26 protein-coding genes are annotated in these 25855 nt (G+C 70.0%); 13 read left to right on the top strand and 13 right to left on the bottom strand.

Translation table 11 applies throughout. The features are described 5' to 3' along the window. The first annotated feature begins 134 nt into the window (after window positions 1-134). Window positions 135-377, top strand: coding sequence for a hypothetical protein (locus tag TSO221_RS17260; RefSeq protein WP_109119753.1), 243 nt, complete (start codon window positions 135-137; stop codon window positions 375-377). A 139-nt stretch (window positions 378-516) separates the two neighbouring features. Here the strand turns inward: TSO221_RS17260 and dnaA are convergent, their stop codons facing one another. From dnaA to TSO221_RS17230, 6 genes are all read right to left on the bottom strand, one after another. Next, the gene (dnaA, locus tag TSO221_RS17255) at window positions 517-1995 is read right to left on the bottom strand and encodes a chromosomal replication initiator protein DnaA (RefSeq protein ID WP_109119752.1); all 1479 of its coding nucleotides are present in this window, start codon (window positions 1993-1995) and stop codon (window positions 517-519) included. 618 nt (window positions 1996-2613) lie between these two features. Next, window positions 2614-2874 carry a 30S ribosomal protein S20 gene (gene rpsT / locus TSO221_RS17250; protein ID WP_109119751.1) on the bottom strand — a complete coding sequence of 87 codons (261 nt, stop codon included), beginning with the start codon at window positions 2872-2874 and terminating at the stop codon, window positions 2614-2616. Window positions 2875-3119: 245 nt separating this feature from the next. After that, window positions 3120-3896 carry an enoyl-CoA hydratase gene (locus TSO221_RS17245; RefSeq protein ID WP_109119750.1) on the bottom strand — a complete coding sequence of 259 codons (777 nt, stop codon included), beginning with the start codon at window positions 3894-3896 and terminating at the stop codon, window positions 3120-3122. A gap of 37 nt (window positions 3897-3933) precedes the next feature. Next, a complete protein-coding gene (locus TSO221_RS17240; RefSeq protein WP_109119749.1) occupies window positions 3934-4317 on the bottom strand; it encodes a hypothetical protein in 384 nt (127 codons plus the stop codon). 14 nt (window positions 4318-4331) lie between these two features. After that, the gene (gene mutM / locus TSO221_RS17235) at window positions 4332-5174 is read right to left on the bottom strand and encodes a bifunctional DNA-formamidopyrimidine glycosylase/DNA-(apurinic or apyrimidinic site) lyase (protein ID WP_109119748.1); all 843 of its coding nucleotides are present in this window, start codon (window positions 5172-5174) and stop codon (window positions 4332-4334) included. A 141-nt stretch (window positions 5175-5315) separates the two neighbouring features. Next, window positions 5316-7334, bottom strand: coding sequence for a HAMP domain-containing methyl-accepting chemotaxis protein (locus TSO221_RS17230; RefSeq protein WP_109119747.1), 2019 nt, complete (start codon window positions 7332-7334; stop codon window positions 5316-5318). 159 nt (window positions 7335-7493) lie between these two features. Between TSO221_RS17230 and TSO221_RS17225 the strand changes: the two genes are divergently transcribed. The 4 genes from TSO221_RS17225 to TSO221_RS17210 all read left to right on the top strand — a co-directional run bounded on the left by TSO221_RS17225 (window position 7494) and on the right by TSO221_RS17210 (window position 12331). Next, window positions 7494-8282: a class I SAM-dependent methyltransferase gene (locus TSO221_RS17225; RefSeq protein ID WP_247878098.1), complete on the top strand. Its 789-nt coding sequence runs from the start codon at window positions 7494-7496 to the stop codon at window positions 8280-8282. A 3-nt stretch (window positions 8283-8285) separates the two neighbouring features. Further along, window positions 8286-9830, top strand: a complete 1545-nt coding sequence (gene ubiB / locus TSO221_RS17220; RefSeq protein ID WP_109119745.1) for a 2-polyprenylphenol 6-hydroxylase — start codon at window positions 8286-8288, stop codon at window positions 9828-9830. An 82-nt stretch (window positions 9831-9912) separates the two neighbouring features. Further along, window positions 9913-10581, top strand: coding sequence for a cytidylate kinase-like family protein (locus TSO221_RS17215; RefSeq protein WP_109119744.1), 669 nt, complete (start codon window positions 9913-9915; stop codon window positions 10579-10581). A 94-nt stretch (window positions 10582-10675) separates the two neighbouring features. Further along, window positions 10676-12331, top strand: coding sequence for a diguanylate cyclase (locus TSO221_RS17210; protein WP_109119743.1), 1656 nt, complete (start codon window positions 10676-10678; stop codon window positions 12329-12331). Window positions 12332-12337: 6 nt separating this feature from the next. Here the strand turns inward: TSO221_RS17210 and TSO221_RS17205 are convergent, their stop codons facing one another. Beyond that, a complete protein-coding gene (locus tag TSO221_RS17205; RefSeq protein ID WP_109119742.1) occupies window positions 12338-14122 on the bottom strand; it encodes an extracellular solute-binding protein in 1785 nt (594 codons plus the stop codon). Between the two features lie 147 nt (window positions 14123-14269). On the opposite strand from TSO221_RS17205, the gene ppa reads away from it, so the two are divergent. Together ppa and TSO221_RS17195 are read left to right on the top strand one after the other, a co-directional pair. Then, entirely contained in the window at window positions 14270-14827 is a 558-nt protein-coding gene (gene ppa / locus TSO221_RS17200; protein WP_109119741.1) for an inorganic diphosphatase, read from the top strand. A 20-nt stretch (window positions 14828-14847) separates the two neighbouring features. Further along, entirely contained in the window at window positions 14848-15348 is a 501-nt protein-coding gene (locus TSO221_RS17195) for an O-acetyl-ADP-ribose deacetylase (RefSeq protein WP_247878097.1), read from the top strand. A 10-nt stretch (window positions 15349-15358) separates the two neighbouring features. On the opposite strand, the gene TSO221_RS35985 is transcribed toward TSO221_RS17195, so the two are convergent. Continuing rightward, window positions 15359-15526 (bottom strand): hypothetical protein, encoded by a 168-nt coding sequence (locus tag TSO221_RS35985; RefSeq protein ID WP_199229512.1) that lies wholly within the window; start codon window positions 15524-15526, stop codon window positions 15359-15361. A gap of 298 nt (window positions 15527-15824) precedes the next feature. Here TSO221_RS35985 and TSO221_RS17190 point away from each other — a divergent pair, with 298 nt between their 5' ends. Next, window positions 15825-18521, top strand: a complete 2697-nt coding sequence (locus TSO221_RS17190) for a bifunctional acetate--CoA ligase family protein/GNAT family N-acetyltransferase (protein WP_109119739.1) — start codon at window positions 15825-15827, stop codon at window positions 18519-18521. A gap of 48 nt (window positions 18522-18569) precedes the next feature. Here the strand turns inward: TSO221_RS17190 and TSO221_RS17185 are convergent, their stop codons facing one another. Both TSO221_RS17185 and TSO221_RS17180 read right to left on the bottom strand, forming a co-directional pair. Further along, complete coding sequence (locus TSO221_RS17185) at window positions 18570-19325, bottom strand: glycosyltransferase family A protein (protein ID WP_282187779.1); 756 nt, start codon at window positions 19323-19325, stop codon at window positions 18570-18572. Window positions 19326-19351: 26 nt separating this feature from the next. Beyond that, on the bottom strand, window positions 19352-20341 hold the full coding sequence (locus tag TSO221_RS17180; RefSeq protein WP_109119738.1) for a D-glycerate dehydrogenase: 990 nt from the start codon (window positions 20339-20341) through the stop codon (window positions 19352-19354). 200 nt (window positions 20342-20541) lie between these two features. Here TSO221_RS17180 and TSO221_RS17175 point away from each other — a divergent pair, with 200 nt between their 5' ends. The 5 genes from TSO221_RS17175 (at window position 20542) to thpR (ending at window position 24855) form a co-directional block, all read left to right on the top strand. Beyond that, window positions 20542-21060, top strand: coding sequence for an SH3 domain-containing protein (locus TSO221_RS17175; RefSeq protein WP_348770272.1), 519 nt, complete (start codon window positions 20542-20544; stop codon window positions 21058-21060). Window positions 21061-21132: 72 nt separating this feature from the next. Then, complete coding sequence (locus TSO221_RS17170) at window positions 21133-22584, top strand: ATP-binding protein (RefSeq protein ID WP_109119737.1); 1452 nt, start codon at window positions 21133-21135, stop codon at window positions 22582-22584. A gap of 260 nt (window positions 22585-22844) precedes the next feature. Beyond that, window positions 22845-23582 (top strand): phosphate signaling complex protein PhoU, encoded by a 738-nt coding sequence (gene phoU, locus TSO221_RS17165; protein ID WP_109119736.1) that lies wholly within the window; start codon window positions 22845-22847, stop codon window positions 23580-23582. Further along, window positions 23579-24283 carry a phosphate regulon transcriptional regulator PhoB gene (gene phoB / locus TSO221_RS17160; RefSeq protein ID WP_109119735.1) on the top strand — a complete coding sequence of 235 codons (705 nt, stop codon included), beginning with the start codon at window positions 23579-23581 and terminating at the stop codon, window positions 24281-24283. The genes phoU and phoB overlap by 4 nt, the downstream gene beginning before the upstream one ends. Window positions 24284-24318: 35 nt before the next feature. Continuing rightward, window positions 24319-24855: an RNA 2',3'-cyclic phosphodiesterase gene (gene thpR, locus TSO221_RS17155; RefSeq protein ID WP_109119734.1), complete on the top strand. Its 537-nt coding sequence runs from the start codon at window positions 24319-24321 to the stop codon at window positions 24853-24855. A 218-nt stretch (window positions 24856-25073) separates the two neighbouring features. Here the strand turns inward: thpR and TSO221_RS17150 are convergent, their stop codons facing one another. The 3 genes from TSO221_RS17150 to TSO221_RS17145 all read right to left on the bottom strand — a co-directional run bounded on the left by TSO221_RS17150 (window position 25074) and on the right by TSO221_RS17145 (window position 25769). Next, window positions 25074-25298 (bottom strand): hypothetical protein, encoded by a 225-nt coding sequence (locus TSO221_RS17150; protein WP_109119733.1) that lies wholly within the window; start codon window positions 25296-25298, stop codon window positions 25074-25076. Window positions 25299-25312: 14 nt separating this feature from the next. Next, window positions 25313-25477 (bottom strand): hypothetical protein, encoded by a 165-nt coding sequence (locus tag TSO221_RS35980; protein ID WP_199229511.1) that lies wholly within the window; start codon window positions 25475-25477, stop codon window positions 25313-25315. Window positions 25478-25559: 82 nt separating this feature from the next. Next, entirely contained in the window at window positions 25560-25769 is a 210-nt protein-coding gene (locus TSO221_RS17145; RefSeq protein ID WP_109119732.1) for a cold-shock protein, read from the bottom strand. Window positions 25770-25855 lie beyond the last annotated feature (86 nt).

The raw sequence follows: 25855 nt of genomic DNA, 5'->3' as shown, positions 1-25855 counted from the left end.
CCAATGTGGCGGGGCGGGTGGGCGCGCACAAGACCGGATCTCGGCCATGCGGGGGATCCCCTGAGAATTCGCGCGCCAACCCCGGTTTGGCGGTGTTATAGGGAGGGTGTCCACCACTCCCAACGGACCGATCCATGAGCAACGACAGCAACCAGACCGCCGAAGCCCTGTTCGACAAGGCGCTGAGCGTCGCCGAGAAGCACCTCGAGGCGGCGATCAAGGAGGGCGGTCCGCTCGGCCCCTACGTGGCCGTGGCGATGATCGAGGCGGCCGTCAACGCCGCGGTCGACGAGACCAGCCACGAGGACGTGGTCGACATGCTGCGCGACCTCGCCTCGCAGATCGAGCAGGACGCCGACGCGGACGACGACGAGTAACGTTTAGCGGCGTTTAGGTTCGGGGGTACTGCCCCCACCCCTGACCCCTCCCCCGCTTCGCAGGGGAGGGGAAAAAAACGGCGACAGCCCCCCTCCCCTGCGAAGCGGGGGAGGGATGGGGTGGGGGCAACAGCTCCCCTCAGTTCTCCAGCATGCGCCGCAGCAGCTCGACGTCCTCGGCGAAGGTCGAGTCGGTGGCGCGCAGCTCCTCCACCTTCTTCACCGCGTGCATCACCGTGGTGTGGTCGCGGCCGCCGAACTTGCGGCCGATCTCCGGCAGCGAGCGGGCGGTCAGCTGCTTGGCCAGGTACATCGCCACCTGACGCGGGCGCGCCACCGCGCGGGCGCGGCGGGCCGAGTGCATGTCGGCGACGCGGATGTTGAAGTGCTCCGCCACCCGCTTCTGGATCTCGTCGATGGTGACGCGGCGGTCGTTGGCGCGCAGCAGGTCGTGCAGCACCTCCTGCGTCGTCTCCAGCGTGATGGCGCGCCCGACCAGCTCGGAATGGGCGACGATGCGGTTCAGCGCCCCCTCCAGCTCGCGGACGTTGGAGGTGATCTTGTGCGCCAGGAACTCGCGCACCTTCAGCGGGATGTCGGCGCCCAGCGCGTCGGCCTTCGATTCGAGGATGCTCAGGCGCAGCTCGTAGGTGGTCGGGTGGATGTCGGCCACCAGCCCCCAGCCGAGGCGCGAGCGCAGCCGCTCCTCCATGCCCTCCAGGTCGGACGGGCTCTTGTCGGCCGAGACGATGACCTGCCGGTTCTGGTCCACCAGCGCGTTGAAGGTGTGGAAGAACTCCTCCTGCGTGGAGTCCTTGCCGCTGATGAACTGCACGTCGTCGATCATCAGCACGTCCACCGAGCGGAACTGCTGCTTGAAGGCCATGGTGTCCTTGAAGCGCAACGCGCGGATGAACTGGTACATGAACTTCTCGGCCGACAGGTAGATCACCTTGCGGCCCGGATCCTTCTTGCGGATCGCCCAGGCGATGGCGTGCATCAGGTGCGTCTTGCCCAAGCCGACGCCGCCGTAGAGGAACAGCGGGTTGAAGGGCACCGTGCTCGACTCGGCGACGCGCCGGGCGGCGGCGTAGGCCAGTTCGTTCGGCTTGCCGGGGACGAAGTTCTCGAAGGTGAAGCGCGGGTCGAGCAGCGCCGAGACGCCGTCGTCGGTGGCCACCAACTCGTCGGCCCCGGAATCGGCCCCGGCGTCGCCCATCGACTCGGAGACCGGCTCCGCCGGCACCCGCCCGAGCCGCGGGCGCAGCGGCGAGGAAGGGGCGGTGGCCACCAGCGCGGGAGCCGGAGCCACGGCAACCGGCTGCTCGTCGTTGTCGGCGGTGAGCACGGCGGGCACGGCGGCGGCGGCGACCACCACGTCGATGGACTGGACGGCCGGGTTCTCGCCCGACCACAGGGCGCGGATGCGGTCGGCGTAATGGGTGTTCACCCAGTCGCGCATGAAGCGGGTGGGCACGAGGATGCGCACCTCGCCCTCCTTGAGGCCGGCGACGGTCAGCGGCTGCAGCCAGCTGCGGTACGCGATCTCACCCACCTCGTCCTTGAGTCGGCCACGGATGCGAACCCACTGCTGATCCAAAGACGCGCCGACCGACATGCTTCCCAACTCCCGCTCCTGCCCCAAACCCCGGGCACACAGGCCCCGGGGTGACATCCACCAGACGGGAAAACGCCACCGCACCCCAGGCGATCGGCGCGCACCGGCACCCCCGGTCACACGCAAATCGACCCGCACCCGCGGGTGCGGGCGAGCGTCGTCATCCCGAACGTGGGTCTTCGCGACCCCGCCTGCGCCTCTCCGGAAGACTCCCGCAGATGGGCGCCCCCGAATCGACAGGCATGGCTAACCCCTCAGGCGAAATCATTTTCGCCAAGGACCTGCCCAATTTTTAAGTAAAAAACCGACTTTGGTGTGAGTCCTGACCCGCGTTACTTGTGCAACCTGCGTTTCAGCAGACTCTGCAACCACGAATTGACCGACAATTATCTGTATTCGATAACATCGCCCGATCCGGCTTGCTCATAAAGTCTACCCTCGCTGCCGCGCCCCCTGCAACTGGGACATAAGGTTAACGATCAAAAAGCAAAGATCGTGCGTGGAGGGGTTCACTAGACTTTATCAAGTTTTGAATCGAATATTCGCATATCGCGAACATTCGAGCCCATGCAAAAAGCCGCGCCCCATTCCGGGCGCGGCTTTTTGGGATCTTGGACCTCAGAGGGCCTTGATGCGGGCCGAGAGGCGGGAGATCTTGCGGGCGACCGTGTTGGCGTGCAGCACGCCCTTGGAGGTGCCGCGCATCATCTCGGGCTGGGCAGCCTTCAGGGCCTCGGCCGCGGCGGTCTTGTCGCCGGACTCGATGGCGCTCTCGACCTTCTTGACGAAGGTGCGGATGCGGCTGACGCGGGCACCGTTGATTTCGGTGCGGCGCGCGGTTTGACGGATGCGCTTCTCAGCGGACTTGTGGTTGGCCATAACGAACCTTGTTTCGAGACCCCGGACCCAAATGCGAGGGGGCCTTATATGATAACGAAGACCCTGAGTCAAGGCGCCGGCCCGGGGTTTTTCCACAGGCCGGCAATTGCCAAGACTCAGGCTTGACTCCCAATCGAAGGCGTTTGATGGGCTCCATCAAGCGCCTTCGATCCAACCCGGCAGCGCTTTGCCACAGGCAAAGTGCGAGAGGGTGATACGGACAAAGCCTTCAGGCGTCGTCCGTATCAGCGGTTCTTCCACACCGGCTTCCGCTTCTCGGCGAAGGCCGCCATGCCTTCCTTCTGATCCTCGACGGCGAAGGTGGAGTGGAACACGCGGCGCTCCAGCTTCACGCCCTCGGCCAGCGTGGTCTCGTAGGCGGCGTTGACCATGTCCTTGGCCATCATGACCACCGGGCGCGACAGCTCGGCGATCTTGGTGGCGGCCTTGACCGCCTCCTCGACCAGCTCGGCGGCCGGCACGACGCGGCTGACGAGGCCGCTGCGCTCCGCCTCGGCGGCGTCGATCATGCGGCCGGTCAGGACCATCTCCATGGCCTTCGACTTGCCGACGAAGCGGGTCAGGCGCTGCGTGCCGCCGGCGCCCGGGATGGTGCCGATGGTGATCTCCGGCTGGCCGAACTTGGCGGTGTCGGCGGCCAGGATGAAGTCGGCCATCATCGCCATCTCGCAGCCGCCGCCCAGCGCGAAGCCGGCCACCGCGGCGATGGTGGGCTTGCGGCACTTGGCCAGGCGCTCCCACTTCGCGGTGATGAAGTTGGAGGTGTAGACGTCCATGTAGCCGAAGCCGGCCATCTCCTTGATGTCGGCGCCGGCGGCGAAGGCCTTCTCGGAGCCGGTCACCACGATGGCGCCGATGGCGTCGTCGGCCTCCAGCGCGTCGAGCGCCTGCCCCAGCTCGGTCACCAGCTGGTCGTTCAGCGCGTTCAGCGCCTTCGGACGGTTCAGGGTGATCAGCCCGACGGGGCCGCGGGTTTCGACGAGAATCGTTTCGTAGGCCATGGTCCTGCTAGCTCCCGGAAATCTTTATGGTTGAGGATTATTTCGGCTTGAGAACGAACCGGACGGTCGTAAGGCCGGCCTTGGCCTCGCCGCCGGGGAACTCGAGGCGCAGTTCCTCGCCGTCGCGCACGAAGCGGCTGTTGCCGACCGGCTTCCAGCCGAGCTGCGGCATGGTCTGGGCGTAGAAGCCCAGCACCGCCTTGCGATCCACCGCGCCGTGCATCACCGATTCGACGATCCGCCCGCCGGGCTTGTCGAAGACCAGCGCGCCGTTCTCGGCCGAGGTCAGGCCGGGCATCGCCGGCACGTCGCCCATCCCGGTGACGAAGGAGGCGGGCTCCGCCGCCGCAGCCACGGCTGGGGCGGAGAGGAGGAGGGCGGCGGCGAGCGCCGCGCGCGCAAGGGCGGAATGGGCCGTCATGGGCGTCAGGTATATCAGCGTTGGCGGTGCGAACAATAGAAAGTGGAACGCCCGGACTGGACGATCCGCTGGATCCCCCCGGTCTTGGCGAGGTTGCAGGTGCAGCCCGGGCAGGGCTCGCCTTCGCGGTCGTAGACCGAGAACTGGTGCTGGAAGTAGCCGAGTTCCCCCGTCGCCTGCCGGTGGTCGCGCAGGGTCGAGCCGCCGGCCTCGATGGCGCGCGCCAGCACGTCGCGGATGCAGCGCGCGAGTCGCTCGGCCTTGGCGCCGGTCACCGTGGCGGCCATGCGGGTCGGGCTGAGGCCGGCGCAGAACAGCGCCTCCGACACGTAGATGTTGCCGAGGCCGGCGACGACGGTCTGGTCAAGCAGCACCGCCTTGATCGGGCTCATGCGGCCCGCCAGCCGCTCGGCCAGCACCGGACCGGAGAAGTCGTTGCCGAGCGGTTCCGGCCCCAGCGAGCGCAGCATCGGGTGCTCGGCCAGCGCGCCTTCCTCGGTGAGGTCCATCATGCCGAATCGGCGGGCGTCGTTGAAGGTGACGACGGTGCCCTCGTCGGTCTCGAAGATGACGTGGTCGTGGGTGGCGGGCTCCGGCGCCGGGGCGGGGCTGATGACCATGCGGCCCGACATGCCCAGATGCGCCAGCAGCACCGTGCCGTCGTCCAGGTGCATCAGGATGTACTTGGCCCGCCGCCGCACCGCCGCCACCCGGCGGCCGGTCAGCCGCTCGCAGAACTTCGGCGGAAAGGGAAAGCGCAGGTCCGGCCGGCGCTGCACCACGCGCGTCAGCACCCGCCCCTCCAGGTGGGGGGCAAGGCCGCGGCAGACGGTTTCCACTTCGGGCAGTTCCGGCATGGCCGATACGGTGGAGTATGCCGCGGCGCGGCGCAAGGGGGCTGATGAGGTACCGGCCGCCGTGGCCGTCAGGCGCTCCGCACCCGTCGGACTCAGGTGCTGCGCCCCCTATCGGACTCAGGTGCTGCGCACCTGCCGGACTCAGGTGCTCCGCACCTGCCGGATGAAGCGGTCCACCTCCGACGACAGCGTCTCGGAGTCGCGGAACAGCTCGCGGGCGGCCTCCAGCACCTCGCAGGCCGCCTTGCCGGTGCCCTCGGCGGCGTGCTGCACGCCGGCGATGTTGGTCGAGATCTCGTGCGTGCCGGCCGCCGCCTGCTGGACGTTGCGGGCGATCTCGCGGGTGGCGGCGTCCTGCTCCTCGATGGCCGCGGCGATGGCGGCGGCGATCTGGTTGATGTCGGCGATGGTGTGGGTGATCGCGCCGATCGCCCCCACCGCGTTGCCGGTCGCCTGCTGCATGGCCGCGATCTGCGCCGCGATCTCCTCCGTCGCCTTGCCGGTCTGATTGGCCAACGACTTCACCTCGCTCGCCACCACGGCGAAGCCCTTGCCCATCTCGCCGGCCCGCGCCGCCTCGATGGTGGCGTTGAGGGCCAGCAGGTTGGTCTGCCCGGCGATGGAGTTGATCAGCTGCACCACCTCGCCGATCCGCTGGGCCTGCTCGGCCAGCGCCTGGATGGTCCCGTTGGTGGTCTCGGCGTGCTCGGCGGCGCGGCGGGCGATGGTCGCCGATTCGTTGACCTGCCGGGTGATCTCGCCGATGGAGCTGGCCATCTGCTCGGACGAGGCGGCGACGGTCTGCACGTTGGCCGAGGTCTGCTCGGTGGCGGTCGCGACCGCGGTGGCCTGCGCCCGGCTTTCCTCGGCCATGGACGAGAGCGCCTGCGCGTTGCCCTGCATCTGCGTCGCCGCCGAGGACACCTGCGTCACCACGCCCCGAACCGTCGTTTCGAACTGGTCGGCGAGCCGTTCCATCGCCCGGTGCTTCTCGGCCTCCGTGTCGGCCTTGAGGCGGTCCTGCTCCGCCTCGATCCGCTGCTTCTCGATGGCGCTGTCCTTGAAGACCTGCACGGCGGCGGCCATCTGCCCGATCTCGTCCCGCTTGGCGAGCGCCGGGATGGCGACCGTCAGGTCGCCTTCGGCCAGCCGCCGCATGGTGGCCGTCATGCCGCGCACCGGCCCGACGACGCTCGACGCCGTCATCCAGGCGAGCAGCGCGCCCAGCAGCAGGGCACCCGCCGACAGCAGGATCTGGACGTTCCGGTTGGAGTCGGCGGTCGCCGCGACCTCCTGCTCGATCGCCGCCACGCTGCGCTTGCCGGCCGTCTTGATGATCTCCAGCGCGTCGGTCATCCGCTGGCCGTGGCCGGCGACCACCGTGGACACGGTGGCGTTCAGCTCGGCCTTCCGCTCGGCGAGGCGGCCGAACGCGGCGACGTATGTGCCGAGGATCTGCTGGATCTCCGCCGCCTCGGCGGTCTGCGCGGTCGCCTCCGCCGCCAGGACGGTCAGCGCCCGCTGCACCTCGGCCAGATCGTTCTGCAGCGTCAGCGCCGTGCGGGCGACGTCGCCGAAGTCGGCGACGAAGGATTCGATGGCGACGCGCACGCCAAGGAAGCGGTGCATGGCGGCCACCGACAGGAACACGATGTCCGCCTGCCCCTCGTCGGCGGCGTGCCGCACGAAGAACTCCAGCCGCTTGCCGAGGTCCGCGGCACCGGGGCGGATCTCGTCGGCCAGCACCGCATCGAAGGCGCGCCGCTGCCCGACCAGCGTCTCGAAGCCCTCCCGGTAGCGCCGGAAGGCGTCGGCCATGTCGCGCATCGCCCTGGCCGACTCCGGCTCGTCGATGCCGTCGAGGGCCTTCTGGACCTTGCCCTGCGCGGCGTTCAGGCCGGTGCGGACCTCGCCGATCCGCTTCTCCTCGCCGGTGAGGGCGAACTCGCGCGCGTGCCGGCTGATCCGCCCGATGTCGCCGTCGAGGTCGAGGGTGTTCACGGTCTCGGCCGCCTCGCGCGCCATCCGCCCCACATCGTTCCGGGCGCTTTGCAGCGCGCGGACGCCGAGGGCTGAGGTCACAAGGATCAGCGCGAGGACCAGGGCGAAACCCGCGTACACGCGCGTGCCGACCTTGAGGGAGGCGAGGGAGGGCAGCATGGGGGAGACCCGGCTCGTTCGGATTTATTAATATACTAATATGACAAATGCCCGAGCGGAACCGTATGCACAAGTACGAATTGTCGCAGGGCTCGTGACAAGCGCGCACCGCTACGCCCCCGCTGGCGGAAGCCGGAGCCCCGCGCTATGGTGCGCGCCATGAGCGAAACCACCCCACCCGACAAGCCCGGTGCTGGCCCCATTGTTTCTGGAAACGAAGGCCAGTGGTTCGGCTTCCGCCCCGTCGATCCGGACGCCAAGTCCGGCCTCGTGCGCGCCGTCTTCGGCAGCGTGGCGGGCAAGTACGACCTGATGAACGACCTGATGTCGGGCGGCATCCACCGGCTGTGGAAGGACACGCTCATCTCGCTGGTCGATCCGAAGCCGCACCAGACCCTGCTGGACGTGGCCGGCGGCACCGGCGACATCGCCTTCCGCTTCCTGGAGCGCGGCGGCGGGCGCGTGGTGGTCTGCGACATCACCGAGGCGATGCTGCGCGTCGGGCGCGACCGCTCGGTGGACCGCGGGCTGTTGTCGGGGCTGAGCTGGGTGGTCGGCGACGCCATGAAGCTGCCGGTCGCCCCGCGCTCGGTGGACAGCTACACCATCGCCTTCGGCCTGCGGAACGTCACCCACATCGACGAAGCCATCGCCGAGGCGCACCGCGTGCTGAAGCCCGGCGGCAAGTTCTTCGTGCTGGAGTTCAGCACCGTGGTGCTGCCGGTGCTGAAGGAGATCTACGACGTCTACTCCTTCCAGCTGCTGCCCCGGCTGGGCAAGCTGGTGGCGGGCGACGCCGAGTCGTACCAGTACCTCGTCGAGAGCATCCGCCGCTTCCCCGACCAGGCGTCGCTGGCCAGGCGCATCGAGGCGGCCGGCTTCGCGTCGGTGCGGGTGCGCAACCTGTCGGGCGGCATCGCGGCGATCCATTCCGGCTGGCGGGTCTAGGCGTTGTTCCGGCTGATCCGCAATCTGCTCCGCCTCTTGGTGATCGCGCGCACGCTGGCGCGCCACAACGCGATCCCCGAGGCATTCTCCGACATCGCGCCCGGCTTCACCTTCCTGTGGCGCGTCGTCGCGAGGAAGAACGTGCACGGCCGCGAGGGCCAGCGGCTGGCCGCCGCGCTGGCGGAGCTGGGGCCGACCTTCATCAAGCTGGGGCAGATGCTGTCCACCCGCTCCGACGTGGTGGGCGAGCGGATGGCGGCCGACCTCGCCGAGCTGCAGGACAAGCTGCCGCCCTTCCCCGGCGCCCAGGCCCGCGCCATCGTCGAGGCCGAGCTGGAGCAGCCCATCGCGGCGCTGTTCGCCAGCTTCGACGAGGTGCCGGTGGCCGCCGCCTCGATCGCGCAGGTGCACTTCGCCGTCACCACCGAAGGCGAGCCGGTGGCGGTCAAGGTGCTGCGCCCGAACATCGAGCGCGCCTTCGAGCGCGACATCGACCTGTTCTTCTGGCTGGCCGAGTGGGCCCAGCGCGTGCTGCCGAAGCTGAAGCGGCTGAAGCCGGTGGAGGTGGTGGACACCTTCGCCCGCACGTCCCGCCTGGAGATGGACCTGCGCATGGAGGCCGCCGCGGCGTCCGAGCTGCGCGACAACTTCGCCGGCGACCAGACCTTCCTCATCCCCAAGGTCAACTGGGACCGCACCGCCCAGCGCGTGCTGACGCTCCAGCGCATCGTCGGCTTCAAGGTGGACGAGGTGGAGAAGATCATCGCCGCCGGCTACGACCGCGACGAGATCCTGGCCAAGGCCTCGGCCTCCTTCTTCAATCAGGTGTTCCGCGACGGCTTCTTCCACGCCGACCTGCACCCGGGCAACCTGTTCGTGATCGAGGACGGCAACATCGCCGCCGTCGACTTCGGCATCATGGGGCGTCTGGACCGGGCGACGCGCACCTACCTCGCCGACATGCTGATCGGCTTCCTGACCGGCGATTACCGCCGGGTGGCGATGGTGCATTTCCAGGCCGGCTACGTGCCGGCGCACCAGTCCATCGAGCTGTTCACCCAGGCCTGCCGCGCCATCGGCGAGCCGTTGCAGGACAAGCCGCTGAACGAGATCTCGGTCGGCCGGCTGCTGGCCCAGCTGTTCGCGGTGACCGAGCAGTTCGACATGGAGACGCAGCCGCAGCTGCTGCTGCTTCAGAAGAGCATGCTGACCGCCGAGGGCGTCGGGCGCATCCTGAACCCCAGCATCAACATGTGGGAGCTGGCGCGCCCGTTGATCGAGGACTGGATGCGCGAGAACCGCGGCCCGGAGGCGCAGATCCTCGACGCCGGCGAGGCGGCGGTGCGCACCATCCGCCGCCTGCCCATGCTGGTCCGCGACGCCGAGCGGGTGGCCACGCAGATCGCCGACGCCGGCCTGCGCCTGCACCCGCAGACCACGCGCCACCTGATCGAGTCCTGGAACCGCCGCCGCACCTCCGACCGCGTCGCGCTGTGGGCCATCGTCGCGCTGCTGGCCTTCCTGGCGGTGGAACTGGCGCGGCTGTAGCGCCTCACTTGCCCGCGCCCTTGACCCTCCCCCTGCCCGGGGGCAGAGTCGAGGTTCCATCCGGGATCCCGCAGGGGCGGCCATGGCCTACGACATCCTCAACGCGATGCTGACCGCCAAGCACGTGGACGACTATCAGGCGTCCCGCACGGTGGAGCGCACACCGCCGCCGGTGGTCACCCTGGCGCGCGACCACGGCGCCGGCGGCGAGGAGATCGCCGCCAGGGTGGCCGGGCAACTGGGCGTGCGCGCCTACGACAAGGAAATCCTGGAGGCGGTCGTCAAGCAGGCGACCAGCGACCCGCAGCTGATGCGCCAGCTCGACGAGAAGCTGCCAGAGCGGGCCGGCATGTTCCTCTACGCCAGCCTGATGGGCCTGACCGACCCGCTGAACGAGTACCAGCGGCTGCTGACCCGCGTGGTCAACGGCGTGGCGTTCCAGGGCGGGGTGATCCTCGGCCGCGGCGCGCATCTGCTGCTGCGCGGCCAGCTGCGCTTCCGCGTGCGCGTCGTCGGGTCGGAGGACGTGTGCGCGCTGCGGCTGGCCGGCGGCGATCCCGCCGCCGTCCCGGCGAAGCTGGAGGAGGTGCGCACGGTCAACGCCGCGCGCGAGCGCTTCTTCAAGGAGACGTTCCAGCTCTCCAACCACGACGCCCTGCAGTACGACCTGATCGTCAACACCGACCGCTTCACCGACCTGGACGAGGTCGCCGACCTGATCGTCCAGGCCTACAGGGCGCACCGGCGTTAGGCGGCCGCCGTAACCACCTGTTCACGATGATCCGCTAAACATGCGAATCCGCCGCCACGGCGGGCACCGTGTGACCGGGTTGGGAATCGAACGGATGGAACGCCGTCAGATCGGTTTGAGGGCGATGGTGGCGCTGACCTGCGCCGCCCTGGTGATCGGCGTGTCGGTGATCCTCGCCGCGCTCACCGAGGTCCGCTCGCGCGAACGCCTGGAGGACGAGGTCGGCCGCTCCCTGGCCGAGATCGCCGGGCAGCTCGCCGACAAGCTCGACCGCTCCATGTGGGCGCGCTCCAGCGAGGTCGGGGTGCTGACGCAGCTCGTCGCCCGGCGCGAGGCGGCGAACCCGGTCGAGATGCGCCGGCTGCTGGACGAGTTCCAGGCGGCGTTCCCCACCGTGTCGTGGATGGGCTTCACCGATCCGAAGGGCCGCGTGCTGGCCGCCACCGGCGGCATCCTGCAGGGCGAGGACATCTCCCGCCGCCCGGTCTACATGAACGCGCGCGACGGCATGTTCATCGGCGACGTGCACGACGCCGTGCTGCTGGCCAAGCTGCTGCCGAATCCCAGCGGCGAGCCCATGAAGTTCGTCGACATCTCGGCGCCGGTGCACGACGCCGACGGCCGCCTGCTCGGCGTGCTCGCCGCGCACCTGAGCTGGGAGTGGATGCAGGACACCGAGCGCTCGCTGATGGAGGCGCTGCGCGGGCGCGAGGAGCTGACCCTGCACGTGGTCGCCGCCGACAGGACCGCCCTGGTCGGCCCCAAGGCAACGATCGGCTCCCGCCTCGACCTCGAGTCGGTCCGCCGCGCGCAGGCCGGCCGCGGCAGCGGCTGGCTGGTCGAGACCTGGCCGGACGGCCGGAGCGCGCTGACCGGCTACGCCTTCGGCAAGGGGGTGAACGACTACAAGGGGCTGGGCTGGACGGTGCTCGCCCGCCAGCCGCTCGACGTCGCCTTCGCCGCCGCCGACGCGCAGACCCGCGAGACGGTGGCGGCCGGCGCGGTCATGGCCCTGGTGTTCAGCGCTCTGGGCTGGGTCGCCGCGCGCCGGATCACCCGGCCGCTGCACCGCATCGCCAAGGCGGCCGAGCGCATCCGCGACGGCGAATGGAGCCACCGCATCCCGACGCTCGGCGGCACCCGCGAGATCCGCTCGCTGGCCGCCTCGCTGAACGACCTGGTGGAGAGCCTGACCAACCAGCGCACGGCGCTGACGCGGATGGAGGACATCGCCTACCAGGACCGCCTGACCACCCTGCCCAACCGCCGCTTCTTCGAGCAGTACCTGGAGGCCGCCACGGTGAGCGGCGGCGCCGGAGGCAGCGCGCTGACCTTCCTGTACATCGACCTGGACGGCTTCAAGCCGGTGAACGACCGCCTCGGCCACGACGCCGGGGACGCGGTGCTGCGGCAGGTCGGCGTGCGGCTCGCCGCGTGCTTCCGCGGCGACGACGTGGTGGCGCGGCTGGGCGGCGACGAGTTCGCCGCGGTGCTGGTCGGCGCGCCCGGCGACTCCGCCGCGCCGGACGCGGAGGCGCTGGCCGCGCGCATCATCGCCGCCGTCAACGAGCCGATCGCCGTGCCCGGCGACCGCGTGCGGGTGGGCTGCTCCATCGGCATCGCGCGCTGGCCGGCCGACGGCAAGGACCTGGCGAGCGCCATGCGGTGCGCCGACGAGGCGCTCTACGCCGCCAAGCGCGCCGGCAAGAACCGCGCGGTGGTCTGGGGTGCCGACGCCGCCGCGGAATGACGGGAGCTACTCCCGCCACCACGTCTCGGTCATCGCGCCGTACACCGGGGTGAGCGGCGGGCGCTGCACGCCGCTCCAGCGGGCGATGCGGTCGACGGGGGAGTGGAACAGCGGCACCATGTAGAAGCCCCACAGCAGCACCCGGTCCAGCGCCTTGACGCGCGCCTCCAGCTCCGGCCGGGTGCGGGCCGAGGCGATGGAGGCGGCAAGCGCGTCCACCGCCGGGTCCTTGATGCCGGCGTAGTTGCGGGTGCCCGGCGTGTCCGCCGCCTTGGAGCCGTAGTAGTAGACCTGTTCGTTGCCCGGCGACAGCGTCGACGACCACCAGCGCGACACCACGTCGTAGTCGTACTCGTCCAGCCGCGCCTGGAACTGCGCGCTGTCCACCGTGCGCACCTTGGCGGTGATCCCCAGCCGCTCCAGCCCGCGGGCGAACTCCAGCGCCGGGCGCTCGTCGGCCGGGTCGCCGAGCAGGATCTCGAAGACGAAGGGCCGCCCGGCGCCGTTCAGCAGCTTGCCGTTCTGGATCGTCCAGCCGGCCTCGGCGAGCAGGCGCAGCGCCTCGCGCTGGTTGGCGCGGCTGGCGTAGGGGCCGCTGCCGTCGGTCTGCGGCAGGGTGAAGGCGGTGGTGAACACCTCCGGCGGCAGGATCGGGCGGAACGGTTCCAGCACCTTCAGCTCGTCCGGCCCGGGCAGCCCGGTCGCCGCCAGCGCCGAGTTCGGGTAGAAGCTCGCCGTCCGCTTCAGCGCGCCGTGGTAGTGGGTGCGGTTGATCCACGCGAAGTCCACCGCGTAGCCCAGCGCCTGCCGCACCTTGCGGTCGCGGAACAGCGGCCGGCGGGCGTTGAGGATGAAGCCGCGCGCGTACTCCGGCCGGCCGGTCGCCAGCTCCTCCAGGACGATCTTCCCCGCGCGCAGCGCCGGCCCCTCGTAGCCGGTGGCCCACTTGCCGGGCTCCGACTCGCGCCGCACGTCGGCTTGGCCCGCCTTGAACGCCTCCAGCGCCACCGTGTCGTCGCGGTAGTAGTCGTAGACCAGCGCGTCGAAATTGTTCTGCCCGCGCCGCACCGGCAGATCGCGGCCCCAGTAGTCGGCCGCCCGCTCATAGACGATGCGGCGCCCCGGCTCGACCTGCCTGATGCGGTACGGGCCGCTGCCCGGCGGCGGGTCCAGCGTCGTGCGGTCGAAGGTGCGGCCCTGCCACCATGCCTTCTGCTGCACGCCCAAGAGGCCCATCAGCATGGGCATCTCGCGGTCGATGCCGCCGTCCGGCTCGCGCAGGAAGGCGAAGCGGACGGTGCGCCCGTCCAGCTTCTCGGCCAGCGCCACCTTGGCGTAGAACAGCCGGCGGTTCGGCGTGCCGTACTGCCGCTGCACCTCGTAGGAGAACAGCACGTCGTCGGCGGTCACCGGCGTGCCGTCGTGCCAGCGCGCCTTCGGGTTCAGGCGGAACACCACCGAGGAGCGGTCGTCCGGCACCTCCACGCTCTCCGCCAGCAGGCCGTAGAGCGAGAACGGCTCGTCCTGCGCGCGGGCCAGCAGCGTCTCGTACACGGCGCTCAGGCCCGAGGGCGGGATGCCCTTGACGATGTACGGGTTCAGCGTGTCGAAGGTGCCGACCACCGCCTGGCGCAGCGTGCCGCCGCGCGACGCGTCGGGGTTGACGTAGTCGTAGTGCTTGAAGCCCGCCGGGTACTTGAGATCGCCGTGCATGGCGATGCCGTGGGCGGGCTCGGCCGCGGCCGGCAGGGCGGAGGCGACGAGGATCAGGGCGGCAAGGATAGTTCGCATGGCACACCGACTGTCGCAGTGCAGCAAAATTTGCGCAAGCACCTTGGACTCCGCGGATGATCCGCCTAAACTCCGCCGCCATGGGCGCCGGGGACATAGGCCTTTCGGCCGGTCATCCCGGGCAATACAAAGACAAGGGACCGTTCTATGGATCTGAGCAAGGTTCCGGCGGGCAAGGCGCCGCCGTGGGACGTGAACGTGGTCATCGAGATCCCGTTGCGCGGTGAGCCGGTCAAGTACGAAGTCGACAAGGATTCGGGTGCCGTCTTCGTCGACCGCTTCATGCACACGGCGATGTACTACCCCTGCAACTACGGCTTCATCCCGCACACGCTGTCGGGCGACGGCGACCCGGTGGACGTCTGCGTCATCGGCCGCCACTCGGTGATCCCCGGCGCGGTCCTGCGCTCGCGCCCGATCGGCGTGCTGATCATGGAGGACGAGGCCGGCCTGGACGAGAAGCTGCTTGCCGTTCCGGTGGACAAGCTGCACCCGTTCTACAGCGACGTGAAGAACTACTCCGACCTGCCGTCGATCCTGACCGAGCAGATCGCCCACTTCTTCCAGCACTACAAGGACCTGGAGAAGGGCAAGTGGGTGAAGATCATCCGCTGGGGCGACGCCGAGGAGGCCGCGCGTCTGGTCGTCGAGGGGCTGGAGCGCGCCGTCGCCGAGAACAAGGGCAAGCCGGGGCCCGTGGTCTGATGAGCCCCGCGGCGACCCGGGTGAGCGTCGTCGAAGGCGACCTCACGCGGGTCGCCGTGGACGCGGTCGTCAACGCCGCCAACAGCGCCCTGAAGCGCGGCGGCGGCGTCGACGGCGCGATCCACGCCGCCGCCGGCCCCGGGCTGCAGGCCGAGCTGGACCAGATCGGCGGCTGCCCGACCGGCGAGTGCCGGATCACCCGCGGCCACCGCCTGCCCGCCCCGTGGATCATCCACGCCGTCGGCCCAGTGTGGCGCGGCGGCGCGGCGAACGAGGATTCCCTGCTGGAATCCTGCTACCGCACCGCCTTCGCGCTCGCCCGCCGGCACGGCCTGGCGAGCCTCGCCTTCCCGGCGATCAGCACGGGCATCTACGGCTTTCCCAAGGACCGCGCGGTGCGCATCGCCGTGGCCGCGGCGCTGGACGAGCTGTCCAGGGACGACGCGGTCGCCGACGTGCGCTTCGTCTGCTTCGACGCGGAGACGGCGGCGCTGTACCGGGCGGAGCTGGCCGGGCGCTGAACCCCCGCGCTCAGTGCGTCTGCTGCACCCGGCTGAGATCCTCGGTGAGGGTGTCGAGACAGCGGATCAGCTTGGCTTCGTCCTTGCGCTCGATCTGCCCCCGGCGCTGGGCGAGATGCAGGGCCGCTTGCGCCTCTTCCAGGCAGTCCAGCGTGTGGCGCAGGTAGTCGTGATCCATCCGTCGATCCCCCTTTGCTATATGCCTTCAGGGCGCAAACAGGGGACGTGGGAGAAGCGTTCCACGAAAAACCTTTGCGATTCATCCATTCCGCTTGAACAACAATTGCTTTGGATCAAGGCTTTCCGCAACGGATTGCGACTGATTCACACTGTCGCACCCGGCCGCAAAAACGGCTAGGATTCGTGTGCAGCGCAACATGAGCGGCGTTTGGTCGCGTTTACGGGGGTATGGTATCGGGTCCACCCCTGTTGCCGCATCCGTCAACCCGCTTACCCACGCCAGATCGGAACCGGTCATGACCGTTCGCAACCTCGACCGCATGTTCAAGCCCGCCTCCATCGCGCTGGTCGGGGCCAGCCGCAAGGCGGGCACGATCGGCGCGCTGGTGGCGCGCAACCTGTTCCACGCCGGCTTCGACGGCCCGATCATGCCGGTGAGCCCCACCGAACGCGCGGTCGAGGGGGTGCTGACCTACAAGACCATCGCCGACCTGCCGATCACCCCCGACCTCGCGGTGATCTGCAACCCGGCCGACCAGGTGCCCGGCATCCTGGAGCAGCTCGGCCAGAAGGGCACCAAGGCGGCGATGGTGCTCTCCGGCGGCTTCACGCCGGAGCAGATGCGGAAGGTCTACGAGGCGGCCAGCCCGCACCTGATCCGCCTGCTCGGCCCCAACAGCCTGGGCGCCATGGTGCCGGGGCGCGGGCTGAACGCCAGCTTCGGCCCGGTGTCGCCGAAGAAGGGCGACGTGGCGCTGGTGGCGCAGTCGTCGATGGTGGTGACCTCCATCGTCGATTGGGCGACGGCGCGCGGCATCGGCTTCTCGCACCTGATCTCGCTGGGCGAGAAGGCGGACGTCGATTTCGGCGACCTGCTGGACTATCTGGCCGCCGACGGCGGGGTGCGGGCCATCCTGCTGTACATCGAATCGATCAACGACGCGCGCAAGTTCATGTCGGCCGCCCGCTCGGCCGCCCGCCAGAAGCCGGTCATCGTCATCAAGGCCGGCCGCTCGGAGGAGGCGATCGAGGCCGCCAGCTCACACACCGGGGCGCTCGCGGTGTCGGACGCCGTCTACGACGCCGCCTTCCGCCGCGCCGGCCTGCTGCGCGTCGATGAGCTGGACGAGCTGTTCGACGCGGTGAACACGCTGGCCACCGGCGTGCCGGCGATCTCCGGCGACCGGCTGATGATCCTGACCAACGGCGGCGGCATGGGCGTGATGGCCACCGACAGCCTGGTCAAGGCCGGCGGCCGGCTGGCCGCGCTGTCGGAGGAGACGCAGGCCAAGCTGGACGCGGCGCTCGGCGCCTCCACGGCGCCGCGCGGCAACCCGCTGCGCATCGGCGCCGACGCGCCGCCCAAGCGTTACGCCGACGCGCTGGAGGCGCTGCTCGCCGACACCGGCAACGACGCCATCCTGGTGCTGAACTGCCCGAACGCCACCACCGATTCGACGGCGGTGGCGCAGGCCGTCGTCGAGACGATCCACAAGGCGACCGGCCGCCGCCACCCGGTGCTGACCAGCTGGCTGGGCGACACCTCGGCCGCCGAGGCGCGCCGGCGCTTCGCCGGCAACCGCGTCCCCACCTACGACACGCCGAGCCACGCGGTGAAGGCGTTCATGCACCTGGTCGAGTACCGGCGGAACCAGGAACTGCTGATGGAGACGCCGCCGTCGGTGCCGAACGACTTCGCGCCGGACGGCATCATGGTGCGCAAGATCATCGCCCGCGCCATCGCCGAGAAGCGCGACTGGCTGACCGAGTACGAGGCCAAGCGCGTGCTCGCCGCCTACAACATCCCGGTGGTCGACACCCGCCGCGCCGAGACGCCGGAGGAGGCCGCGCGCTGCGCCGAGGCGATCGGCGGCCCGGTGGCGCTGAAGATCCTGTCGCCGGACATCTCGCACAAGTCGGACGTCGGCGGGGTGGCGCTGCACCTGACCGACGGTTCGGAAGTGCGCGTCGAGGCCGAGGCGATGCTGGCCCGCGTGCGCGCGCTCGCCCCCGACGCCGCCATCGAGGGCTTCACCGTGCAGGAGATGGCGGTCCGCCCCGACGCCTACGAACTCATCGTCGGCATGACCGAGAACGAGCTGTTCGGCCCGGTCCTGCTGTTCGGCGAGGGCGGCATCGGGGTGGAGGTGGTGGAGGACTACGCGCTGGCGCTGCCGCCCCTGAACATGCGCCTCGCCACCGAGCTGATGGGGCGCACGCGCATCTGGCGGCGGCTGCAGGGCTACCGCTCGATGAAGGCGGTGGACATCGACGCGGTGGCGCTGACGCTCAACAAGATCTCGCAGCTGATCGTCGATTTCCCGGAGATCGCCGAGCTGGACGTCAACCCGCTGCTCGCCGACCACGAGGGGGTGCTGGCGCTCGACGCCGCGATCCGCATCGCGGTGCCGGAGCTGCCGGGCGCCAAGCGCCTCGCCATCCGCCCCTACCCGAAGTCGCTGGAGGGCGACATCCGGATCAAGGACGGCCGGCAGTTCTTCGTCCGCCCGATCCTGCCGGAGGACGAGCCGCTGGTGCACCACATGGTCGCCAACCAGACGCCGGAGGATCTGCGGCTGCGCTTCTTCGCGCCTCTCAAACGGCTGTCGCATCAGGCGGCGGCGCGGCTGACGCAGATCGACTACGACCGCGAGATGGGCCTGGTCGCCGTCGGCCCCGACCCGGAGACCGGCAAGACCATCATGTACGGCGTGGTCCGCATCACCGCCGACCCCGACAACCAGCGCGCCGAGTACGCGGTGATGGTGCGCTCGGACATGAAGGGCCAGGGGCTGGGATTCCTGCTGATGAGCAAGATCCTCGACTACGCCCGCTCGCGCGGCATCAAGGAGGTGTACGGCGAGGTGCTGCGCGAGAACACCAACATGCTCGGCATGTGCCGGGCGCTGGGCTTCGTGCGCAAGGAGAACCTCGACGAGCCGGGCGTGGTGGAGGTGAAGATCGACCTGGAGAAGGCGCGGGCGGCGGTGTGAGGTATTGCCCCCACCCCAACCCTCTCCCGCTTCGCAGGGGAGGGAGCCTTATTCCCCTCCCCTGCGAAGCGGGAGAGGGGTCAGGGGTGGGGGCACGTGTCCCGCGGAAAGCGCTTCCACCCGCCGCTTGAACTCCTCCCACACGTGCGCCGGCGGCCCCTCGGCCGGGCCGGAGCCGCTCTCCGGCATCGGCTGCTCGAACGCCGCGAGCTGGCGGTCGAAGGAGTTTCCCGGCCGCCACATGTAGACCACCGTCTCGTTCTCGACATACCAGCCGGTCAGGAAGCGGTCGGCGAGACGGCGGTAGACCACGTCCTCATAGAAGCGGAACGGCGGGAAGCCCCCCAGCCGCTCATGCGCCGCCTTGCGGATGCCGAGCGTCAGGGACGAGGCCGCGGAGACGCCGGGGATCCAGCTCGGGTGGATCGGCCGGCTGGTCTGGAAGCGGGTGCTGACGAAGTCGATCTCCGGCCGCTGCGCGAAGGCGGCGGCGACCGCCGCGAGGTGCGGCGCCAGGTACACGTCGTCGGAATCGAGGAAACACAGGATATCGTGCACCGCCGCGTCCACACCGGTGTTGCGCGCCGCTCCGGCCCCCTGGTTCGCGGCGTGGCGGACGACGCGCACCGGACAGTCGGGGGTGGCGAACGCCTCGGCCAGAACCGCCGTGGCGTCGCTGGAGGCGTCGTCCACGACGACCACCTCGGCCGTCACCGGCCACTCCGTCCCCGCCGCGAAGGCCACCGCCAGCCGGACGCTGGCGATCGCCTTGCCGATGCAGGACGCCGCGTCGTAGGCGGGGATGATGACGGAGATGGCGGTGCCGGATGTCAGACCAAGCCCTCCAGCACCCGATCCGGCGGCTTGTGGCCGTCGATGAAGGTCTTGATGTTGACGATGACCTTCTCGCCCATGTCGATGCGGCCCTCGATGGTGGCCGAGCCCATGTGCGGCAGCAGCACCACGTTGTCGAGCTTGATCAGCTTCGGGTTCACCGCCGGCTCGTGCTCGAACACGTCCAGCCCGGCGCCGGCCAGCTCGCCCTTCGCCAGCATGCGGGTCAGCGCGTTCTCGTCGATCACCTCGCCGCGCGAGGTGTTGACGATGTAGCAGTGCGGCCGCAGCAGCTTCAGCCGGCGCTCGGACAGCAGGTGGTAGGTGGCCGGCGTGTGCGGGCAGTTGATCGAGATGACGTCCATCCGCGAGAGCATCTGGTCCAGGCTCTCCCAGTAGGTCGCCTCCAGCTCGTTCTCGATGTCCGGGTGCAGGCGGCGGCGGTTGTGGTAATGGATCGACATGCCGAAGGCGCGCGCGCGCCGCGCCACCGCCTGGCCGATGCGGCCCATGCCCAGGATGCCCAGCCGCTTGCCCCAGATGCGGTGGCCGAGCATGGTTGTCGGCCCCCAGCCCTTCCACTGGCCGGAGCGCACCAGACGCTCGCCCTCGGCGAGGCGCCGCGCCACGGCGAGGATCAGCGCCATGGTCATGTCGGCGGTGTCCTCGGTGAGGACCCCCGGCGTGTTGGTGACGACGATGCCGCGCTCGCGCGCCGCCTTGTTGTCGATGTGGTCGACGCCGGTGCCGAAGGAGGCGATCAATTTCAACTGAGGCCCCGCCGCCTCGATGACGGCGCGGTCGATGCGGTCGGTCACCGTCGGCACCAGCACGTCGGCCAGCCTGACGGCGTCGATGAGCTGCTGCTGCGTCATCGGGTCGTCGTCGGGGCTCAACCGGGTGTCGAACAGCTCCATCATCCGGGTCTCGATGACGTCCGGCAGCTTGCGCGTGACGACGACCAGCGGCTTCTTGTGTTCGGGCATCGAACGGACGCTCCCCCCTGATTCTGTGTCTGGCATAGCAGGCCCCGCGCCGCGCTGTCCAGACGCGCCGCCGTCGCAGTCGCCTGTGACGAACGCACGTGCGGCCCGCGGTGGCCTTGCCCCGACGAGTTACCCCTAACTATAGTGGCCCCCGAAACAGCCACCGACCCGCTTTTCCCGCCCCTGCCGAGGCCCGCCCGATGCCGTCCGGACGTCTGCTGCCCACCGCCGCGCTGCTGCTGGCCATGCTGGCCGGCGGTCTGCCCGCACCGGCGCAGGCGCGCGAGAAGAACCCGACGCAGGTCACCGGCCTGCCGGTGCCGCGCTTCGTCACGCTGCGCTCCGGCGAGGTGAACCTGCGCACCGGCCCCGGCGTGCGCTACCCGGTGGAGTGGGTGTTCACCCGCAAGGAAATGCCGGTGGAGATCACCGCGGAATTCGACACCTGGCGCCGCATCCGCGACTGGGAGGGCAGCGAGGGCTGGGTGCACCAGAGCATGCTCTCCGGCAAGCGCGGCGTGATCATCAAGGGCGAGCAGCGCGCCGTCCGCAAGGAGCCCGCCACCGACGCCGCCACCGTGGCCCGCGCCCAGCCCGGCGTGATGGGCTGGCTGTCCAAGTGCAAGGGCGAGTGGTGCCAGGTCGACCTCAAGGGCTACAAGGGCTGGCTGAAGCGCGGCGACGTCTGGGGCGTCTACCCGGACGAGAAGTTCGAGTAGCGGCCCCCTCGCATTCCGTGAATCTTTCATGACGCCCGCCCCGCCGCCCGCGGGATGGTGTAGAGGTACGTCATGACCCCGCCGCTGCCGCTCCGCTCCCGCCTCGCCGCCACGCTGGCGCTGCTGCCGGCCGCCGTCTGGCTGGCGGCTGCGGCGCTGACCGACCAGCCGCTGCTTCCCCTCGGCCTCGTCGCCCTGCTCGCCGCCGTGGCCGGCGTCGGGCTGCTGCTGCGCCAGCACCGCCGCGACCTCACGGTTCTCGCCGACAGCGTCGCCCAAGGCGCCGAGGACGAGGAGGAGCTCGCCTCCCCCGCCGCGCACGAGCTGGCCACCGCGATCTCCAGCCTGCGCCGCACGCTGAGCGACGACGCGGCCGAGGCGCAGGCCCAGCTGGAAGCCGACGAGGCGATCCTGGAGGCGCTGCACGATCCGCTGGTGCTGATCGACGCCGAGCGTCAGGTGGCGCGCGCCAACGCCGCCGCCCGCGCCCTGTTCGGCGACAAGGTGGCCGGCCGCGACCTCGCCGCCAGCGTGCGCAACCCCACCGTCCTGGAGGCGGTGGACGCCGTGCTGGCCGGCGGCGCCTCCCGCATCGTCGAGTTCGCGCAGCCGGTGCCGGTGGAGCGCACCTTCGAGGTGCGCGTCACCCCCTTCCAGCGCCGCGCCCCCGGTTCGCCGCGCATGGCGATCCTGACGCTGCACGACATCACGACGATCCGCCGCACCGAGCAGATGCGGGCCGACTTCATCGCCAACGCCAGCCACGAGCTGCGCACGCCGCTGTCCTCGCTGCTGGGCTTCATCGAGACGCTGCGCGGGCCGGCGCGCGACGACCTGGAGGCGCACGAGCGCTTCCTCGGCATCATGCACGACCAGGCGAGCCGGATGAGCCGGCTGGTCAACGACCTGCTCTCGCTCTCGCGCATCGAGCTGGACGAGCACATGCCGCCCGCCGGCCAGGTGGACGTGCCGGCCTGCATCCAGGGCGTCCTCGACTCGCTGGAGCTGAAGGCCGCCGCGCGCCGCATCGCGCTGCGGCTGGAGACGCCGGACGGCCTGCCCGCGGCGGTCGGCGACGAGGATCAGCTGACCCAGGTGTTCAGCAACCTGATCAGCAACGCGGTCAAGTACACCCGCCCCGACACCGAGATCACCGTGACCATCGCGCTGTCCGACACCGCGGCGGCCGGCCCGGCCCCGGCCGCGCCGGCCCGCCGGGCGCCGCCCGGCCGCTCGCTGGCGGTGGCGGTGATCGACCGCGGCGAAGGCATCCCGCGCCAGCACCTGCCCCGCCTGACCGAGCGCTTCTACCGCGTCGACGCCGCCCGCTCGCGCGCCATGGGCGGCACCGGGCTGGGGCTGGCGATCGTCAAGCACATCGTCAACCGCCACCGCGGTCGCCTGACCATCGACAGCGAAGTCGGCACGGGCACCACCTTCACCGTCTATCTGCCGGTCGCGGCCCCCGTTGGCGTTGCGGCGGCGCAGCCGGCGAAGCAGCGCCGGGCGGGGGATGCGGCCTGACCCCTCCCCCAGCCCCGCTGGGGGAGGAAGGGGCCCGCGCCGCAGGCGTGGGAAGGTGGGGGCAACGGCGTAAGCGGCAAGCGTCGATTCTCGTGCACGCCGCTGCCCCCACCCACCCCTCCCCCGCCGGAGGCGGGGGAGGGCATCACCATGACAACTCCATGTCGGTCGTCACAAAACAGTCATCAAACCGCAATACTCCGGTCTCCGTCCCCCGCTAACGTCCCGCCCGACCGCATCGAGGCGTGAAAGCAGGGCCCATGTCCGGTGAGCACATCGTCCGCTCCTTCGAGCAGGAGCTTCAGCGCATTTCCAACCTCGTCACCCAGATGGGCGGCGTGGCCGAGGCGCAGGTCGCCGCCGCCGTCAAGGCGGTCGCCAAGCGCGACGTCGCCCTGGCCGCACAGGTGACCCAGGCCGACCAGCGCCTCGACGAGTACGAGCGCGAGATCGACGCCGAGGCGTTCCGCCTGCTGGCGCTGCGCCAGCCGATGGCGCAGGACCTGCGCGAGATCGTCTCGGCGCTCAAGATCGCCGCCGACCTGGAGCGCATCGGCGACTACGCCGCCAACATCGCCAAGCGCTCGCTGGCGCTGGCGCAGGTGCCGGTGGTGCGGCCGGTGGTCGGCATCCCGCGCATGGGCAAGCTGGTCGAGGGCATCCTGAAGGACGTGCTGGACGCCTACACCGAGCGCGACGTCGCCAAGGCGGTCTCCGCCTGGGAGCGCGACCAGGAACTGGACGACCTTTACACCAGCCTGTTCCGCGAGGTCCTCACCGACATGATGGAGGACCCGCGCAACATCACCCCGTGCACGCACCTTCTGTTCATGGCAAAGAATCTGGAGCGCATCGGCGATCACGCGACCAACGTGGCGGAGACCATCCACTTCCTGGTGGTGGGCGAGCCGCTGGCGGGTGAGCGCCCGAAGAGCGACACCTCGAGCGTCACCGTCGTGGGCGCCGGGGAGACACCGCAGGAGATGGGGAATCCATGAATTCGGCGCTGAAGCCGCTCGTCCTGGTCGTCGAGGACGAAGCCGACATCGTCACCCTGCTGAAGTACAACCTGGAGAAGGAAGGCTTCCGCGTGGTCGCCGCCGGTGACGGCGAGGAGGCCCTGCTGCTGGCCGGCGAGCAGACGCCGCACATCGTGCTGCTGGACTGGATGCTGCCGCTGATGTCGGGCCTGGAGGTCTGCCGCCAGCTGCGCCGCAACCCGAAGACCCGCGACATCCCCATCATCATGCTGACCGCCCGCGGCGAGGAGGGCGACCGCGTGCGCGGCCTCAACTCCGGCGCCGACGACTACCTGACCAAGCCGTTCTCGCCGACCGAACTGGTGGCCCGCATGCGCGCCGTGCTGCGCCGCGCCGCCCCGGCGCTGAACGACGAGACGCTGCGCTTCGGCGACGTGGAGATGGACCTCGCCTCGCACCGGGTGCGCCGCCAGGGCCGCGACGTGCACCTGGGGCCGACCGAGTTCCGCCTGCTGCGCCATTTCCTGCAGCACCCGGGCCGCGTCTTCTCGCGCGAGCAGCTGCTGGACATGGTCTGGGGCCACGACGTCTACGTCGAGCCGCGCACCGTGGACGTGCACATCCGCCGCCTGCGCAAGGCGCTGAACGAGGAGACCGAGGTGGACATCATCCGCACGGTCCGCTCGGCAGGGTATGCGCTGGACGAGAAAGCGGCCTAGATAAGGGGAGTCCCTCCCCTCGTCCCGTGGCCCGGATGATCCGACTCTTCGTAGCGCTCGATTTCCCCGCCGACGTCCGCGCGCGTCTGGCCGGCCTGGCCGGCGGCGTCCCCGGCGCGCGCTGGACCGAATCCGACAACCTCCACCTCACCCTGCGCTTCATCGGCGAGGTGCCGGACGACACCGCGCACGACATCGACGCCGCCCTGGCGGAGATCGCGGCGCCGGGCTTCGACCTCGTGCTCGACGGGGTGGGGATGTACGGCTCCGGCCGCAACGCCCGCGTCCTGTGGGCCGGGGTGGAGCGCAGCGAGGCGCTGTCCCACCTGCAGAGCAAGGTGGAATCCGCGCTGGTGCGCTGCGGCCTGGCCCCGGAGGAGCGCAAGTTCTCTCCGCACGTGACGCTGGCGCGGCTGAAGGACGCGCCCAAGGACCGCCTCGGCCGCTTCCTGGAGGACCGCGGCCTGTTCCGCGCCGGGCCGATGCGCATCGGCCACTTCACGCTGTACCGCAGCCACCTGGGCAAAGGCGGCGCGGTGTATGAGGCGTTGCGGGAGTATGGGTTGGGCTAATCAAGCCCTCCCCCGCCTCCGGCGGGGGCGTGGAGCCGATGCCAAAGGCAACAAGCGCCGAAGGCGGTTGTAGGCGACGCGCGGTCGCCCGACTTGCGGGCGACCGGTGGAGGGGACCCAGGCGAAGCCTGGGGAGGGTGAGGGCTGCGGCTTCGCGGAAACAACTTGCCCCCACCCAACCCTCCCCCTGCGGAGCAGGGGGAGGGCTTTGACGGCACTCACGCCGACCGCGCGATCGACTTGATCGGTCCGCGCGGGTTGCCGGACATCTCGGCGATCTTGCGGTCCTGCTCCTCGATGAAGCCGCGGATCGGGCCGTCGCCGTCCAGGCTGTTCACCAGCTCCGCCGGGACCTTGCGGTTGGAGGTGCGCGCCCCGTCCTCATAGAGGACGTCGAACAGCACGAAGCCGGTGTCGGCGCGCAGGGGTTTCTTCTTGGCCATGGGACCCTCGGAACTCAGGTGTTTTCGGACTCGGCATCGACAACAGGGTCGGTGCCGTCCTGTTCGGCCTTGCGCTTGGCGGCCTCTTCCTCGCGACGCTGGAGCTTTTCCTGCTTCTTCGCCTCTTTGGCGCGGTTGCGCTCGGCGCGCTGTTGATTGTAGTTGGGCTTGAACGCCATGGGACCTTCTCCGGTACGCGGGCAAACGAAAAAGGGGCACCGGACGCCCGGTGCCCCCCTTACCAAGATACACCCGGCTGGGTCAGACGGCCTTAAGGTTCTCGGCCGAGGTCTTGCCACGCTTCGGGTCGCGCTGTTCCTCGTAGGAGACCTTCTGTCCCTCGTTGAGGCCGCGCATGCCGGCGCGCTCGACGGCGGAGATGTGGACGAAGACGTCCGGGCCGCCGTTGTCGGGCTGGATGAAACCATAGCCCTTCGTGCCGTTGAACCACTTCACGGTGCCAGTGGGCATCGCTGTCCTCCAATGATGCGGGGTAGCACCCCACCACCGGCGGGGCGCATCATCTGTATTCCAGGAATCGCAGCGGTCGCAGTGCC

This window comes from Azospirillum sp. TSO22-1 (assembly GCF_003116015.1).
GTDB lineage: Bacteria > Pseudomonadota > Alphaproteobacteria > Azospirillales > Azospirillaceae > Azospirillum.
The sequence above is the reverse complement of the archived record's forward strand: the minus strand, read 5'-3'. Positions and strand labels throughout refer to the sequence as shown.

Excerpts from the sequence above, each read along its gene's own strand:
- TSO221_RS17260 (WP_109119753.1), top strand. The coding sequence starts at position 135 with ATGAGCAACGACAGCAACCAGACCGCCGAAGCCCTGTTCGACAAGGCG.
- dnaA (WP_109119752.1), bottom strand. The coding sequence starts at position 1,995 with ATGTCGGTCGGCGCGTCTTTGGATCAGCAGTGGGTTCGCATCCGTGGC.
- rpsT (WP_109119751.1), bottom strand. The coding sequence starts at position 2,874 with ATGGCCAACCACAAGTCCGCTGAGAAGCGCATCCGTCAAACCGCGCGC.
- TSO221_RS17245 (WP_109119750.1), bottom strand. The coding sequence starts at position 3,896 with ATGGCCTACGAAACGATTCTCGTCGAAACCCGCGGCCCCGTCGGGCTG.
- TSO221_RS17240 (WP_109119749.1), bottom strand. The coding sequence starts at position 4,317 with ATGACGGCCCATTCCGCCCTTGCGCGCGCGGCGCTCGCCGCCGCCCTC.
- mutM (WP_109119748.1), bottom strand. The coding sequence starts at position 5,174 with ATGCCGGAACTGCCCGAAGTGGAAACCGTCTGCCGCGGCCTTGCCCCC.
- TSO221_RS17230 (WP_109119747.1), bottom strand. The coding sequence starts at position 7,334 with ATGCTGCCCTCCCTCGCCTCCCTCAAGGTCGGCACGCGCGTGTACGCG.
- TSO221_RS17225 (WP_247878098.1), top strand. The coding sequence starts at position 7,494 with ATGAGCGAAACCACCCCACCCGACAAGCCCGGTGCTGGCCCCATTGTT.
- TSO221_RS17215 (WP_109119744.1), top strand. The coding sequence starts at position 9,913 with ATGGCCTACGACATCCTCAACGCGATGCTGACCGCCAAGCACGTGGAC.
- TSO221_RS17210 (WP_109119743.1), top strand. The coding sequence starts at position 10,676 with ATGGAACGCCGTCAGATCGGTTTGAGGGCGATGGTGGCGCTGACCTGC.
- TSO221_RS17205 (WP_109119742.1), bottom strand. The coding sequence starts at position 14,122 with ATGCGAACTATCCTTGCCGCCCTGATCCTCGTCGCCTCCGCCCTGCCG.
- ppa (WP_109119741.1), top strand. The coding sequence starts at position 14,270 with ATGGATCTGAGCAAGGTTCCGGCGGGCAAGGCGCCGCCGTGGGACGTG.
- TSO221_RS35985 (WP_199229512.1), bottom strand. The coding sequence starts at position 15,526 with ATGGATCACGACTACCTGCGCCACACGCTGGACTGCCTGGAAGAGGCG.
- TSO221_RS17190 (WP_109119739.1), top strand. The coding sequence starts at position 15,825 with ATGACCGTTCGCAACCTCGACCGCATGTTCAAGCCCGCCTCCATCGCG.
- TSO221_RS17180 (WP_109119738.1), bottom strand. The coding sequence starts at position 20,341 with ATGCCCGAACACAAGAAGCCGCTGGTCGTCGTCACGCGCAAGCTGCCG.
- TSO221_RS17175 (WP_348770272.1), top strand. The coding sequence starts at position 20,542 with ATGCCGTCCGGACGTCTGCTGCCCACCGCCGCGCTGCTGCTGGCCATG.
- TSO221_RS17170 (WP_109119737.1), top strand. The coding sequence starts at position 21,133 with ATGACCCCGCCGCTGCCGCTCCGCTCCCGCCTCGCCGCCACGCTGGCG.
- phoU (WP_109119736.1), top strand. The coding sequence starts at position 22,845 with ATGTCCGGTGAGCACATCGTCCGCTCCTTCGAGCAGGAGCTTCAGCGC.
- phoB (WP_109119735.1), top strand. The coding sequence starts at position 23,579 with ATGAATTCGGCGCTGAAGCCGCTCGTCCTGGTCGTCGAGGACGAAGCC.
- thpR (WP_109119734.1), top strand. The coding sequence starts at position 24,319 with ATGATCCGACTCTTCGTAGCGCTCGATTTCCCCGCCGACGTCCGCGCG.
- TSO221_RS17150 (WP_109119733.1), bottom strand. The coding sequence starts at position 25,298 with ATGGCCAAGAAGAAACCCCTGCGCGCCGACACCGGCTTCGTGCTGTTC.
- TSO221_RS35980 (WP_199229511.1), bottom strand. The coding sequence starts at position 25,477 with ATGGCGTTCAAGCCCAACTACAATCAACAGCGCGCCGAGCGCAACCGC.
- TSO221_RS17145 (WP_109119732.1), bottom strand. The coding sequence starts at position 25,769 with ATGCCCACTGGCACCGTGAAGTGGTTCAACGGCACGAAGGGCTATGGT.